This window comes from Variovorax sp. GW821-FHT09D04, from assembly GCF_059416405.1.
On record NZ_JBWKPA010000002.1, the window covers coordinates 210,239 to 224,257 of the forward strand.

The 14,019-nt window shown below is 72.4% G+C and carries 11 protein-coding genes; 5 read left to right on the plus strand and 6 right to left on the minus strand.

Translation table 11 applies throughout. The features are described from left to right. Positions 1–84 precede the first annotated feature (84 nt). Genes AC07O4_RS07225 through AC07O4_RS07245 form a run of 5 tightly spaced genes read left to right on the plus strand, consistent with a single transcriptional unit; the run spans position 85 to position 5,432 of the window. Positions 85–1,794 (plus strand): acyl-CoA dehydrogenase family protein, encoded by a 1,710-nt coding sequence (locus AC07O4_RS07225; protein WP_495304125.1) that lies wholly within the window; start codon positions 85–87, stop codon positions 1,792–1,794. A gap of 34 nt (positions 1,795–1,828) precedes the next feature. Further along, positions 1,829–2,818, plus strand: coding sequence for a Bug family tripartite tricarboxylate transporter substrate binding protein (locus AC07O4_RS07230; protein ID WP_495304127.1), 990 nt, complete (start codon positions 1,829–1,831; stop codon positions 2,816–2,818). A 37-nt stretch (positions 2,819–2,855) separates the two neighbouring features. Then, the gene (locus tag AC07O4_RS07235; protein ID WP_495304128.1) at positions 2,856–3,824 is read left to right on the plus strand and encodes a tripartite tricarboxylate transporter substrate binding protein; all 969 of its coding nucleotides are present in this window, start codon (positions 2,856–2,858) and stop codon (positions 3,822–3,824) included. Positions 3,825–3,840: 16 nt separating this feature from the next. Then, entirely contained in the window at positions 3,841–4,287 is a 447-nt protein-coding gene (locus AC07O4_RS07240) for a PaaI family thioesterase (RefSeq protein WP_495304130.1), read from the plus strand. After that, positions 4,284–5,432 carry a CaiB/BaiF CoA transferase family protein gene (locus AC07O4_RS07245; protein WP_495304132.1) on the plus strand — a complete coding sequence of 383 codons (1,149 nt, stop codon included), beginning with the start codon at positions 4,284–4,286 and terminating at the stop codon, positions 5,430–5,432. The genes AC07O4_RS07240 and AC07O4_RS07245 overlap by 4 nt, the downstream gene beginning before the upstream one ends. Positions 5,433–5,437: 5 nt before the next feature. Here AC07O4_RS07245 and AC07O4_RS07250 read toward each other — a convergent pair whose 3' ends face one another. Genes AC07O4_RS07250 through AC07O4_RS07275 form a run of 6 tightly spaced genes read right to left on the minus strand, consistent with a single transcriptional unit; the run spans position 5,438 to position 13,963 of the window. Beyond that, positions 5,438–6,427, minus strand: coding sequence for a Bug family tripartite tricarboxylate transporter substrate binding protein (locus AC07O4_RS07250; protein ID WP_495304134.1), 990 nt, complete (start codon positions 6,425–6,427; stop codon positions 5,438–5,440). Continuing rightward, a complete protein-coding gene (locus AC07O4_RS07255; protein WP_492745699.1) occupies positions 6,424–7,629 on the minus strand; it encodes a VWA domain-containing protein in 1,206 nt (401 codons plus the stop codon). Before AC07O4_RS07255 ends, AC07O4_RS07250 begins: the two co-directional genes overlap by 4 nt. Further along, positions 7,626–9,974, minus strand: a complete 2,349-nt coding sequence (locus AC07O4_RS07260) for a DUF5682 family protein (RefSeq protein ID WP_492745697.1) — start codon at positions 9,972–9,974, stop codon at positions 7,626–7,628. Before AC07O4_RS07260 ends, AC07O4_RS07255 begins: the two co-directional genes overlap by 4 nt. Positions 9,975–9,987: 13 nt before the next feature. Continuing rightward, a complete protein-coding gene (locus tag AC07O4_RS07265) occupies positions 9,988–11,067 on the minus strand; it encodes an AAA family ATPase (RefSeq protein WP_062482644.1) in 1,080 nt (359 codons plus the stop codon). After that, positions 11,064–12,620, minus strand: a complete 1,557-nt coding sequence (locus AC07O4_RS07270) for a DUF5691 domain-containing protein (RefSeq protein ID WP_495304136.1) — start codon at positions 12,618–12,620, stop codon at positions 11,064–11,066. The genes AC07O4_RS07265 and AC07O4_RS07270 overlap by 4 nt, the downstream gene beginning before the upstream one ends. Continuing rightward, complete coding sequence (locus AC07O4_RS07275) at positions 12,617–13,963, minus strand: SWIM zinc finger family protein (protein WP_495304137.1); 1,347 nt, start codon at positions 13,961–13,963, stop codon at positions 12,617–12,619. Before AC07O4_RS07275 ends, AC07O4_RS07270 begins: the two co-directional genes overlap by 4 nt. Positions 13,964–14,019: the final 56 nt, after the last annotated feature.

Consider the following 14,019-nt stretch of genomic DNA (forward strand, 5'->3'; position numbering starts at 1 on the left):
TTAGATCAAATCGTACAAGACCAAATCAATATTAGACACGGATCGTTGCCAACTCAACAATGCGGCGAACCAGGAGACGCCCGCATGCCCACACCCGCTGCTTCCGCTGCCACAGCCGCCGCGCACCCGATCCCCGATCGCCACGGCCAGAACCTCTTCACCACCGACACCGAGCTGCACACGCTGCTCGCGCTGTACCTGCCCGAAGCCCTGCGCACCCACATGCGCCCGCACTTCGAGCGCCTGGGCGGCCTGGCGGGCGGCCTGCTGGACGACCTGGCCGGCACCGCCGACCGCAACCCGCCCACGCTGAAGCAGCGCACGCGCACCGGCATCGACGAGCAGAAGGTCATCAAGCACCCGGCCTATGTCGAGATGGAGCGCCTGGCGCTCAGCGAATTCGGCCTGGCCGCCATCTCGCACCGCGACGAGACGCTGGGCTGGGCCGGCAAGATGCCGCCGCTGGTCAAGTACGTGCTGACCTACCTCTTCGTGCAGGCCGAGTTCGGCCTGTGCTGCCCGGTCTCGATGACCGACTCGCTCACGCGCACGCTGAAGAAGTTCGGCGCGCCCGAGCTGGTCGCCAAGTACCTGCCGCGCCTGACCTCGCTCGACTTCGACGAGCTCGCGCAGGGCGCGATGTTCATGACCGAGCAGGCCGCCGGCTCCGACATCGCCGCCACCGCCACCACCGCGCAGCGCCAGGCCGACGGCAGCTGGCGCCTGGCCGGCGACAAGTGGTTCTGCTCCAACCCCGACGCCGGCTTTGCGATGGTGCTGGCGCGCGCCGACGACGCGCCTGCGGGCATGAAGGGCGTGTCGCTGTTCCTGCTGCCGCGCGAGCTCGACGACGGCAGCCTCAACCACTACCGCATCATCCGGCTGAAGGACAAGCTGGGCACGCGCTCGATGGCCAGCGGCGAGATCCGCCTCGAAGGCGCCGTGGCCTACCTCGTGGGCGAGGAAGGTCGCGGCTTCCAGCAGATGGCCGACATGGTCAACAACTCGCGCCTGTCCAACGGCGTGCGCTCCGCCGGCCTGATGCGCCGCGCGGTGGCCGAGGCCGAGTACATCGCCTCCGAACGCCGCGCCTTCGGCCGCGCGCTCGAGCAGATGCCGCTGATGCAGCGCCAGCTCGACAAGCTGCGCGTGCCGTCCGAGCAGGCCCGCACCATGGTCTGCCAGACCGCGCAGGCGCTCGCACGCTCCGACGCCGGCGAGCCCGATGCGTACGCACTGCTGCGCATCCTCACGCCGCTCATCAAGTTCCGCGCCTGCCGCGACGCGCGCCAGGTCACGGGCGATGCGATGGAAGTGCGCGGCGGCTGCGGCTACATCGAGGAGTGGAGCGACCCGCGCCTCGTGCGCGACGCGCACCTGGGCTCGATCTGGGAAGGCACCAGCAACATCGTGGCGCTGGACGTGATCCGCGCCGTGAAGCGCGAAGGCTCGCTGCCCGTGCTGCGCGCGCACGTCGAAAAGCTGATCGCCGACGCCACCGGACTCACGCCGGCCTTTGCCGCCGCGCTGCGCGACACCATGGCCCGCGCCTGCGCCCTGGCCGAGACCGCCGCGCGCGAAGGCGGCGACGTGCTCGCGCGCCAGGCCGCATCGGCGCTGTACCACTGCACCAGCGCCGCCGCGATGGCCTGGGAGGCCTCGGCCGGCGGCTCCGCCGCGCGCCTGCGCTGGGCCCAGCTGGTGCTGCTGCACCGCGTACTGCCGCGCGATCCGCTGGCACCCGACGCACTGCCCGCCGACTGGCACGCCGCGCTCGTGCGCACGGCCGCCTGAGCCTCTTTTTTGAGAACAACGGAGACAACCACCCATGCGACAACGACTCAGCCTCCTCCTCGGCACCGCCTGCGCCGCGCTGCTGCTGGCAGCCACGCCCGCCGCGCAGGCCCAGCCCGGCGCCTTCCCGACCAAGCCCATGACGCTGGTCGTGCCCTTCCCACCCGGCGGCCCGACCGACGCGATGGCGCGCACGCTCGCCGCCGAGCTGCGCGACAAGCTCGGCCAGCCCATGATCGTGGAGAACCGCGCGGGCGCGGGCGGCAACATCGGTGCCGACTACGTGGCGCGCGCCGAGGCCGACGGCCACACGTTGCTGTTCGGCACCTCGGGCCCGCTGGCCATCAACGTGAGCCTGTACCGCAAGATCAGCTACGACCCGACGAAGAGCTTCGCGCCCGTGATCCAGGTCGGCTACCTGCCGAACATCCTGGTGGTGAACCCGGCCCTGCCGGTGAAGAACGTGGCCGAGCTGGTCGCCTACGCCAAGGCCAACCCGGGCAAGCTCAGCTATGCCTCGTCGGGCAACGGCGCCTCGTCGCACCTGGCGGGCGTGCTGTTCAACTCGGTGGCCGGCACCGACCTGCTGCACGTGCCCTACAAGGGCACGGGCCCGGCGCTCAACGACCTGCTGGGCAACCAGGTCAGCATGACCTTCACCGACATCCTCACCGCGCTGCCCTACGTCAAGGCCGGCAAGCTGCGCGCACTCGGCGTGGCCACCTCGGCGCGCTCGCAGGCGCTGCCCGAGGTGCCGACCATCACCGAGCAGCTGCACAAGCCCTACGACGTGAGCGTGTTCTTCGGCATCGTCGCGCCGGCCGGCACGCCGGCCGACCGCGTGACCAAGCTCAACCACGCGTTCGCCGAGGTGCTCAACTCGCCGAAGGTCAAGCAGATGTTCGCCGCGCAGGGCCTGGAAGCCACGGTGGACACCTCGCCGCAGAAGCTCGCGCAGTTCATCGGCAGCGAAACGGTCAAGTGGAAGGACGTGGTGAAGAAGTCCGGCGCGCAGCTCGACTGACCGCCACGACGCACAAGAAAAACAAGGAGACAAGAAGATGAAAACGCAACGGCTGTCACGCCTGCTCGCCCTCGCCGCGCTGTTCACCGCCGCCGGCGCCGCCACCGCGGAGACCTACCCGCAACGCCCCGTCACGCTGATCGTTCCGTACGCCGCGGGCGGCCCCACCGACCAGCACCTGCGCGCCGTGGCAGAAGAAGCCGGCAAGGCCCTGGGCCAGCCCGTGGTGCTCGACAACCGCCCCGGCGCGAGCGGCACCAACGGCGCCGCCGCGCTCGTGCGCGCCGCGCCCGACGGCTACACGCTGGCCGTGCTGCCGGCCTCGGTGTACCGCGAGCCCTTCATCAACAAGGTGGCCTTCGACCCCGCGCGCAGCTTCTCGTACGTGGTGATGCTGTCCGACTACACCTTCGGCCTCGCGGTGAAGGCCGACGCGCCGTGGAAGACCTGGCAGGACTTCGCGACCGACGCTGCGCGCCGCCCGGGCAAGCTCAACGTGGGCGCCACCGGCGCGGTGGGCACGCCGCGCATCGTGATGGACGAGGCCGCCGAGATGGCGAAGGTCCAGCTCAACATGGTGCCCTTCAAGGGCGACGCCGAAGTGACCAACGCCATCCTCGGCGGCCACATCGACGCCGCGCCGCTGTCGGGCGTGGCCGTGCCGCACATCGACGCCGGCAAGATGCGCTACCTCGTGATGCTCACGCCGCAGCGCGTCAAGCGCTACCCGCAGGTGCCGACGCTGCGCGAGCAGGGCGTGGACGCGGTCATCGACTCGCCCTACGGCATCGCCGGCCCCGCGGGCATGGACCCGGCGCGTGTGAAGACCGTGCACGACGCCTTCCGCAAGGCGTTGGCGTCGCCCGCCGGCCTGCGCGTGCTGGAGCAGCTGAACCAGCAGGCCAACGCGATGGACCCCGAACAGTACCGCCGCTACGCGCTGGCCACGACCGCGCGCGAGAAGGAACGCGTGGCGCGCCTGCGCCAGCGCGGCCTGCTCGACTGACCCCCAGACGCACACCATGTCGAACACCGCTTTCGTCGACGAACCACCGGGCGTGCTGTTCGGCCTGCCCATGCCGATGGCGCGTGCCTTCGCGCTGCACGGCGAGGCCATCGGCGACGAGCGCGCACGCGTGCGCATGCCCTACAGCGCCGACCACACCAACAGCCGCGGCGACGTGCACGGCGGCGCGATCGCCGTGCTGTTCGACTGCGCACTCTCCAGCGCCGTGCGTTCGCACGCGCCCACGGCCTTCGGCGTGGTCACCGTCGACATCACGGTGCACTACACCGCGCCCTGCGCCGGCGACGTGATCGCCACCGCCGTGTGCGAGCGGCGCGGCCGTGCGATGTGCTTCGCGCGCGGCGAGGCGCGCAACGCCGACGGCGAGCTGCTCGCGCTGGCCACCGGCACCTTCAAGCTGGTGCCGCGCACCGCTCCCTCTTCTTCCGAGTCCACCCCATGACCACCGCCCCTTCTTCGACCGGCGCCCTCGCGGGCATCCGCGTGCTCGACATCTCGCGCATCCTCGGCGGCCCCTACTGCGGCCAGATCCTCGGCGACCACGGCGCCGACGTGCTCAAGGTCGAGCCGCCGCAGGGCGACGACACGCGCACCTGGGGCCCGCCCTTCAAGGAAGGCGTGGCCTCGTACTACCACGGCCTGAACCGCAACAAGCGCGTGCAGCACCTGGACTTCTCGACCGAGGAAGGCCGCGAGGCGCTGCTGGCGCTGGTGGCCGAGGCCGACGTGCTGATCGAGAACTTCAAGACCGGCACGATGGAACGCTGGGGCATCGGTTACGAGGCGCTGTCGCAGCGCTTTCCGCGCCTCGTGTGGTGCCGCGTGTCGGGCTTCGGCGCCGACGGCCCGCTGGGCGCGCTGCCGGGCTACGACGCCGCCGTGCAGGCCATGACCGGCATCATGAGCATCAACGGCGAGGCCGACGGCGGCCCGCTGCGCGTGGGCCTGCCGGTGGTCGACATGGTGACGGGGCTGAACGCGGTGATCGGCGTGCTGCTCGCGCTGCAAGAGCGCAACCGCAGCGGACGCGGCCAGTTCGTGGAGGCGGCGCTGTACGACAGCGGTCTCTCGCTGCTGCACCCGCACGCGGCCAACTGGTTCATGGACGGCACGGCGCCGCGCCGCACGGGCAACGCGCACCCCAACATCTACCCCTACGACGCGCTGGCCACGGGCACCGACCCGATCTTCGTGGCCGTGGGCAACGACCGCCAGTTCGCGAGCTTCTGCCGCTGCATCGGCCTGCCCGCGCTGGCCGACGACCCGCTGTACCGCACCGCTGGCGCGCGCTCGGTGAACCGCGACGGCCTCAAGCAGCAGCTCGAAGCCGCACTCGCCGCCTTCGACGGCCGCACGCTGGTCGACCAGCTGATGGCCGCCGGCGTGCCCGCCGCGCCCGTGCTGCCGGTGGCGGCCGCGCTGCAGCACCCGCACACGCTGCACCGCGAGATGGTGGTGGAGATGGAAGGCGGCTACCGCGGCATCGGCGCGCCCGTGAAGCTCAGCCGCACGCCGGCCAGCTACCGCCATGCGCCGCTGACGCCGGGCGATTCCTTCCTGCCGAGCGACGACAGCGCAGCGCGCTGACCTGTTCAATCCAGCGAGAGCTTGAGCGCGCGGATCAGCGGATGCCAGCGCGCCGACTCGCGCGCCAGCAGGGTCTCGAACTCGGCCGGCGTGCCGCCCACCGGCTCGACGCCGGCCTCGGCGAGGCGGCGCTGCACCACCGGGTTGTGCAGCGCGCTGGCCACCGCGCGCTGCAGCCGCGCCACCACCTCGGGCGGCGTGCCCGCCGGCGCCACGAGGCCGTGGAAGATCGCGGCCTCGACCTTCGGCAGGCCCAGTTCCGCGAAGGTCGGCACGCCCGGCCATTGCGCCAGGCGCACGGAGTTCGCCACCGCGAGCACGCGCAGCCGGCCGCCCTGGATGAAGCGGCGCGCCGTCGCCAGCTCGCCCATCGCGAACGGCAACTGCCCGCCCGCCACCTCGACCAGCGCCGGCCCGGCGCTGCGGTACGGCACATGCACCATCTCCAGCCCCGCCTCGCGCGCCAGCAGCGCCATCGCGAGGTGCTGCGCGCTGCCGTTGCCGGCCGAGGCAAAACTGAAGCGACCCGGAAAGGCGCGCGCATCCTCGATGAAGGCACGCGCATCGCGCACGCCGCTGGCCGGGCCGACCAGCAGCACCATCGGCAGCCGCACCAGCTGCGTGACGGGTGTGAAATCGCGCGACGGGCTGTAGCTCAGGCTGCGGTACAGCGCGGGGTTGAACACCCACATGCCGTTGTCGGCCGACAGCACGGTGTGGCCGTCGGCCGGTGCGCGCGCAGCTTCGAGGGCGGCGAGCGCGGTGTTGCCGCCGGGGCGGTTCTCGATCTGCACCGGCTGGCCCGTGTCGATGGTGAGCTGGGCGCCGATGGCGCGCGCGACGACGTCGGCGATCGCGCCCGTGGGGAACGGCACGATCCAGCGGATCGGCCGCGCGGTGTCGTCGGAGGGCTGCGCCCAGGCCGTGCCCGCCACCAGACCCAGCAGCGCGGCCAGCCGCCGTCGCTTCAGGTCGGGCAGGCGGCGCTGCGTCACGGGGCGGCCCGGCTGGTCTTCAGGCCCTGCCCGGCGGCCCAGGTCGACACGTCCTCGCGCTTGATGGCCGCGGCCATGAGGCCGGGGAACGCATCGGGCGTGCAGGCGAACGAGGGCACGCCCAGGGCAGCGAGCTTGGCGGCCAGGTCGCGGTCGTACGAGGGCGCGCCCTCGTCGCTGAGCGCCAGCAGCGCGATGAACTGCACGCCGGCCTCCACCAGCTGGTGGGCGCGGCGCAGCAGGCCGTCTTCCACGCCGCCTTCGTACAGGTCGGAGATGAGGATCAGGATGGTGTTGCGCGGCTCGCGCACCAGCGTCTGGCAGTAGCCCACGGCGCCGTTGATGTCGGTGCCGCCGCCCAGCTGCACGCCGAACAGCAGGTCGACCGGGTCCTGCAGCTGCTCGGTCATGTCGACCACGGCGGTGTCGAACACCACCAGCTTGGTCGACACCGCCGGCAGGCTCGCCATCACCGCGCCGAAGATGCTCGAATAGACCACCGACGCGGCCATGGAGCCGCTCTGGTCGATGCACAGGATCACTTCGCGCTGCGGCTGGCGCGCCTTGCGTCCGTAGCCCACCAGCGTCTGCGGCACCACCGTGCGGTATTCGGGCTGCCAGTGGCGCAGGTTGGCGCGGATGGTGCGGTGCCAGTCGATCTCCGAATGGCGCGGGCGGCGGTTGCGCTGGCTGCGGTTGAGCGCGCCGCTCACGGCGCTGCGCATCGGCTCCTCGAGCTTCTTCATGAGCTCGTCGACCACCTTGCGCACCACGGCGCGCGCCGTGTCCTTGGTGCCGGCCGGGATCACGCTCGCCAGCGCCACGAGGTTGGCCACCAGGTGCACGTCGGGCTGCGCGTTCTCCAGCATCTCGGGCTGCAGCAGCATCTGGCGCAGGTTCAGGCGCTCCATCGCGTCGCGCTGCATCACCTGCACCACCTGGCTGGGGAAGTACTTGCGGATGTCGCCGAGCCAGCGCGCCACGCTGGGCGCCGAATCGCCCCGGCCGCCGCGCTGCCCGCCCTGGCCCAGGCCGCGCCGGCCGTCGGCTTCGTAGAGCGCGGCCAGCGCCTGGTCGATCTCGCGCACGCGGCCTTCGATGGCGCCGCAGCTGGCGTTGGCTTCGCTGCCGAGCACGAGGCGCCAGCGCTGCAGGCGGTCGGTGGGCGGCAAGGTGTCTTCTTCCATCGGATTCGCGCTCATGCCTTCACTCCCAGCAGTTCCCGCAGCAGCGGCAGCGCGAGCACCGCGCGTGATTCGTCCCAGTCGGTGGCGGCCACGGCGGACGGCAAGGTGCTGCCGACCGCGCCGCGTTTCGCGCGTTCGCCGAGCGCGCGCCGGTCGGCGCCCGAGAAGTCCGCGAAGCTGCGCCGCACCAGCGGCAGCACCTGCACGAAGTGCTCTTCGCCGAGCCCCGCGAGCCAGCCGTCGACCAGCGACCACACGGCATCGTCGTGCAGCAGCACCATCGCGTTGCGGTTGAGAAAACCTTCGAGCCAGGCCGCCGCATCGGTGGGCGGCGCGCCGGCCGAGAGGTTGCGCGCGAGTTGCTGCGAAGCGCCGTCGCTGTCGATCTGCGCATCGTCGAGCAGCAGCCGGCAGCTCACGCCGCGCAGCAGCGGCGCGCCGGTTTCGCCGAAGGCGATGGCGCGCAGCGCGTTGCGCCAGGCGGTGGTCGTTTCTTCGCCGTCGCGCAGGCGCACCGCGTCGTGCGCGCCGATGAGACGGGTGCGCAGCGACTCGGCGGCTTCGGCGTCGAGCGCGCCGCAGGCGATCGGCAGGCCGATGGCGCCGCGCACGATGAGGCTGTCGAGCACGTGCGAGAGCAGCGCGCTGTCGGTCTGGCGCACGCTGCCGTAGCGGAACACGTTGGCCAGCGGCGGCACGGCGCCGATGAGCTGCACGGCGTCGCCGGTGAGCGCGGCGCGGTCCTCGAGCGCGCGGGTCACGGCCTGCACGGCCACGGGCAGGTCGGCCAGCAGCACGGTGTCGACCTGCTCGGCCAGTGCGGTGAGCGAGGTCTCGGCCGCGAGCCCTTCCATCACGCGCGCGCTGGCGGCATGCGCCACGGTGGCGCCGAAGCGGCTGGCCTCGATGACGCGCAGCGCGAACTCGGGCTGCCACTGCAGCTGCCACACCTCGTGGAAGGTGCCGCGGCTCGCACGCTGGCCGGCCGTGACCTCGCCCCACGGCAGGCCGAGCAGGCGCAGGCGGTGCAGCAGGTGGCTGCGCGCCAGGTCGTTGGGCTGGCGCAGGTCGAGGTCGAGCGTCTTCGCGGTGGCCTCGGGCTTGAGGCGCAGGCTTTTCTGCGCCTGTTCGAGGTCGCGCTGCAGCGGCACGGTGGGCACGTCGGCCGGCACCTGGCCCATGCGGTCGCCGACCGTGAGGCGTTCGCGGATGAGCGTGAGCGGCGCCTGCTCGCCCATGCAGATCACGCTGCGCACGGCCTCGTCGAGCTCGGGCAGGCCGGGCGCGGGGCGCTCGCGCAATGCGGCCAGCGTGTCGGCCAGGCGCGTGGCCTCGATCAGGTGGGCGGACGAACAGTCGAGGTCGTGCTCGCGCAGCAGCCGCGCGACGCGGGCGAGCCAGCCGGTGCTGCGCCCCGCCACCTCGTGCCCCTGCTGCCACAGGTGCTCGTACCAGCCCGGCGAATCGATGCCCGCGCCGTAGCCGCTGGCGCTCGTGAGGTGCCGGTAGGTCCACGGCACCCAGGTCGCGAGCACCTTGAGCTTGGGCAGGCCCTTGAGCAGCGCGGCATCGGCCTTGGCGGTGGCCGCGCCCTGCAGCGCGGGCACGTGCCAGGCGCCGCACACGACGGCGATGCGCTGGTGGCCGGCCTTGACGGCCTCGCGGATCGATTGCCGCATGAAGGCTTCGCGCCGCTGCTCGCGTTCCATCGCGCGCACGCCGCGCCGGTCTTCGGGCGTTTCGGCGCGCACGGCCGTCATGGCTTCGGCGATGGCACCGAACAGGTCTTCGCCGTCGCCGCGCTCCTCGACCATGTGGTTCCACCAGCTCTCGCCGTCGGCATAGCCGGCGGCATGGGCGAGCCAGTCGAAGGGGTCGTCGGGCAGCGTGTGCGCGGCCTGTTCTTCCTCGGGTTCGTCGACGGTTTCGGCGACGGGCACCGTGTCGGTCTCGTCATCGCCGAGTGGTGTGTCTTCAGGCTCTGCGGCCTTGGCTTCGTCGGCCACACGCGCAGCCTGCTCGATCGCCATGCGGTGCGCCTGCGGCAGGTCGATGAAGCGCGTGGGCACGCCGCGCGCCGCGCCCCACTGCAGCGCCTGCCACTCGGGCGAGAAGGTGGCGAAGGGATAGAACGCGGCCAGGCCGGTGTCCTCGCTCGCGTGGATCAGCACCGCGACCGGCGGTTGCAGGTCGGCATGCGCCAGGAAGGACAGCAGCGGCTCGGCCTCGGGCGGGCCCTCGACGAGGATGCAGTCGGGCTGCAGCGATTCGAAGGCGCGCAGCAGGCTGCGCGCACAGCCGGGGCCGTGGTGGCGGATGCCGAAATAGTGCAGCGGCGAAGGCGCCGCGCTCGTGCTCATGCGCCGGCTCGCGTCAGAGTTGTTCGCGGCAGGCGCGGTACAGGTCCTTCCAGTCGGCCCGTTCCTTCACCACGGTCTCCAGGTATTCCTTCCACACCACCTGGTCCTGCACCGGGTCCTTGATGACCGCGCCGATCAGGCCCGAGGCCACGTCGGCCGAGCGCAGCACGCCGTCGCCGAAGTGGCCGGCCAGCGCCATGCCGCTGTTGATGACCGAGATGGCCTCGGCGGTCGAGAGCGTGGAGGTGGGCGACTTGATGCGCGTCTTGCCGTCTTCGGTCTGGCCGTTGCGCAGCTCGCGGAAGATCTGCACCACGCGGCGCACTTCCTGCAGCGCGGGCGGCTCGGCCGGCAGCGCGAGCGCGCGGCCCAGTTCGCCGACGCGCTTGACGACGATCTGCACTTCCTCGGCCTCGCTCGACGGCACCGGCAGCACCACGGTGTTGAAGCGGCGCTTGAGCGCGCTCGACAGTTCGTTCACGCCCTTGTCGCGGTTGTTGGCGGTGGCAATCACCGAGAAGCCGCGCGTGGCCTGCACCTCGGTGCCCAGCTCGGGCACGGGCAGCGTCTTTTCGGACAGCACGGTGATCAGCGAATCCTGCACGTCGGCCGGGATGCGCGTGAGTTCTTCGACGCGCGCGATCTTGCCCAGGCGCATGGCGTGCACCAGCGGGCTCGGCACCAGCGCTTTTTCCGAAGGGCCATGGGCCAGCAGCTCGGCGTAGTTCCAGCCGTAGCGCAGCTGTTCTTCGCTGGTGCCGGCGGTGCCCTGGATCAGCATGGTGGAGTCGCCGCTCACGGCGGCGGCCAGGTGCTCCGACACCCACGACTTGGCCGTGCCCGGCACGCCGTACAGCAGCAGCGCGCGGTCGGTGGCGAGCGTGGACACGGCGATTTCCATCAGGCGCGAATTGCCGATGTACTTGGGGCTGACCTCGAAGCCGTTGGCCAGCTTGCCGCCCATCAGGTAGGTGAGCACGGCCCAGGGCGAGAGCTTCCAGTTGGCCGGGCGCTGGCGGTCGTCGACCTTCTGGAGCGCTTCAAGTTCTTCGGCGAATTGCTGTTCGGCATGCTGGCGCAGGACATTGCTCATGGACGGCCTTGGGAAGAGGTTGAAAGTGAAGAAGAAGAGGAAGGAAGCGTGGCGACCAGCCGGCGCGCGCGCACGATGCGCGCGGTGTCGGCCAGTGCGTTGGCGAGGCCGGGGCTTTCCTCGGCCGCGCGCGGCAGGTCGGCCAGCAGCGGCAGTGCATCGAGGTGCAGCAGCGCGGCGGCGGTGCCGAGCACCTGGCGCAGCACGTAGTCGTTGACGAGGTCGCCGCGCTCGACGCGCATGCGCAGCGCCTGGGCGATGCGCAGCGACAGCGCGGCCGAGGGCGTGTCGCCGGGCGCGCAGGCCTGGTCGGCGAACGCGACGACGTCCTGCACGCCCTGCCCGGCATCGCCGAGCTGCGTCGCCCAGTGGCGTTCGCGGCGCTCGCGCGGCAGCAGCGCCAGCAGCGGGCCCACGCCGCCGCGGTGGGCGCGCGGGCGATCGAGCAGCGCGTCGCACCAGTCGAAATCGGGCGCGGCCAGCACGGCCTCGTTCCAGCCGCGCAGCAGCGCGTCGTGCCAGTCGCCCTTGGCGGCCCAGTCGAGCAATGCAGCGGGCGTCATGCCGGTGCGCGTGGTCCACCACGCGAGCGGCATCTGGCGCACGAGCTGGTAGAGCCACCAGGCGCGCTCGCCGAGGCTGTCGTGCGTGGGGCGCGCGGCGTCGATGGCGTCGTCCTTCCAGCGCGGGTCGGCGGCTTCGGGGGCGTTCAGTTGCCACGTCGCGCCTTGCGATGAGAGCAAGGGCGCGAGGAAGGCTTCGACGCGCCGCACATGCGCGCTGGCCGGCAGGCGCTGCAGCAGCTCGACCACGGTCTGGCGCACGTCGCGCGCGCGGTCTTTCAGCTGGGCTTCGAGCAGCGCTTCGTCGTCGGGGCCGAGGTTCTCGGCCAGCGCGCCGAGCAGCACGGCGCGCTCCTTGGCGGGCAACTGCGGCAGTTCGGCGGCGAGGCGCTCGCGCGCGCCGGCCGGGTCGTCGCGGCGTTGCTCGGCCAGCACGGCGCGGCGCTGGTCGATGCTGCCTTCGTCCCAGCGGGTCTGCGTGTCGGCCTGCGCGCTGGCGCCGACGGCGTAGCGCCAGTCGTCGTTGCGCGCGGCCAGCCAGCGCCCACGCTCGCCGAGTGCGAGCACCACGGCGGGCCGCAATGCGGTGTCGCGGCGGCCGGCATCGAGCGCGGCGGGCAGCAGGCTCGGTGGCAGGCGCCAGCCGGCAGTGGCGAGCACGGTCAGCACTTCGTGCTGCAGGCGCTGCGGGCCGGCGGCGAGTGCATCGGCGATCACGGCAAGCAAGGCGGGGTCGCCGAGCGCGGGACAAGTGTCGTTGGCGGCGGGCGGTGCGTCGTCGGCCGGCAGGCCCGGCGCGACGAAGCCCGCACGGCGGCCCACGGCCACGGCGCCCGCGACGCGCAGCAGTTGGCCCTGCGCGGTGTCGGTGGGTTGTTGCAGCGCTTGAAGCAGCGCGCCGAAATCGCCGGCCATGCCGTCGGCGGCCGGCACGGGTTGGCGTGCAGTGCCGACAAGCGCGGTCTGCAGCAAGGTGTTCCAGTGGCTCATGCGCGCGCTCCGCTCAAGGTCCAGACGGGTGTTCCACCCTCAGCCGCCCACGCGGTGAGTGGCGCGAAGTGTTCGCCGTCCCATTCGCCGAAGACGCGCAGCGGCGCGCCGCCCGAATGCGCCAGCAGCTGCCAGGCTTCGGCCGCGGCCAGCTGCATCGGCAGGGCCTGCGACGCGGCGCCCAGGCGCAGCCACCACTGGTCGCCGTGCCGCGCGGGCACGGCATCGGCCCACACCAGGGGCAGCAGCGGTTGCCACGGGTTGGCCGCGATCTGCTGCGCCATGCGTTGCCATTCACCGGCTTCGTCATTGGCTGCGACAGGCGCTGCGGTCGACGCGGCCTCGGCCGGCAACTCGGCCACCACCGCGCGCTGCGAGGCGTGGCCGGGATAGAAGCACAGCACGGCCGCGCGTTCGCTGCCGCTGACCCAGCCGGTCTCGAAGCCGCGCCCGCCGTGCGAGTAGTCGAGCAGCAGCGCGCGGCGTCCGCTCGCGCGGCCCTGCAGCCACACATGGCGCTCGACCAGCTTGGTGTCGCGCTCGTCCAGGCACTGGCCCAGCACGAGCCAGTGGTCGCTCACGCGTTCGCCGTCGGCCAGCAGCGCCTCGCGGTCCTGCGGCCAGCCGAGCGCAGCGCGCAGGTCGGCGCGCGTGGCGGGCGAGAGGCTGTCGCGGCGCGGCACCGCATCGACGATCAGTTGCAGCCGGCCCAGCCGGTCGAGCAGCCGCGCGGGCCAGCCTTCGCCGGCGCCGATCAGCTCGGCCGCCTGCGTGATGCGCTGGCCGAGCCCCGGCGCCTGCGCATCGACCATGCGCGCGGCCATGGCGGCCCAGCCTTCGGCCTGCTCGCTGCCGAGCGCGGCCAGGCCGCGCTGGGTCTGGTCGTCGAGCCAGCGCGCGAGCTCCTGCACGCCGGCCTCGATGCGCTTCCAGCGCTGCGCGTCGCGCTTGGCGGCGGCAGCGGGATCGGGCGCGGCGGCCGGCTCGGCGGCGCGCGCTTCTTTCTTCTCGGCCTTCTCGCGGCGCGAGGCGAGCCAGTCGGCCACCCACGGCGGCGGCGCGCCGGCGGTGAAGCTGGCTTCGCTTTGCGCGCGCAGCAGCAAGAGCGCCAGGCCGTGCTTGCAAGGGAACTTGCGGCTCGGGCAGGAGCAGCGGAACACCGGGCCCGACAGGTCGACCTGCGTCTGGTACGGCTTGCTGCCGCTGCCCTGGCATTCGCCCCAGACAGCGTCGTCGGAATGCCCGAGCGTGGGCCACTTGGCGGGCGCGAGCAGGCCTTTGGCGGCCTTCGCGGAGGCGTCGTCCGGCGCGAGCGCGAGGACGGCTTCGGTACTGAGACTCATGGAAAGGGCAGCCTCGCGCCGGGCCGCGGCGCGGTCAGGGGTGGGAGGGGCGCGAC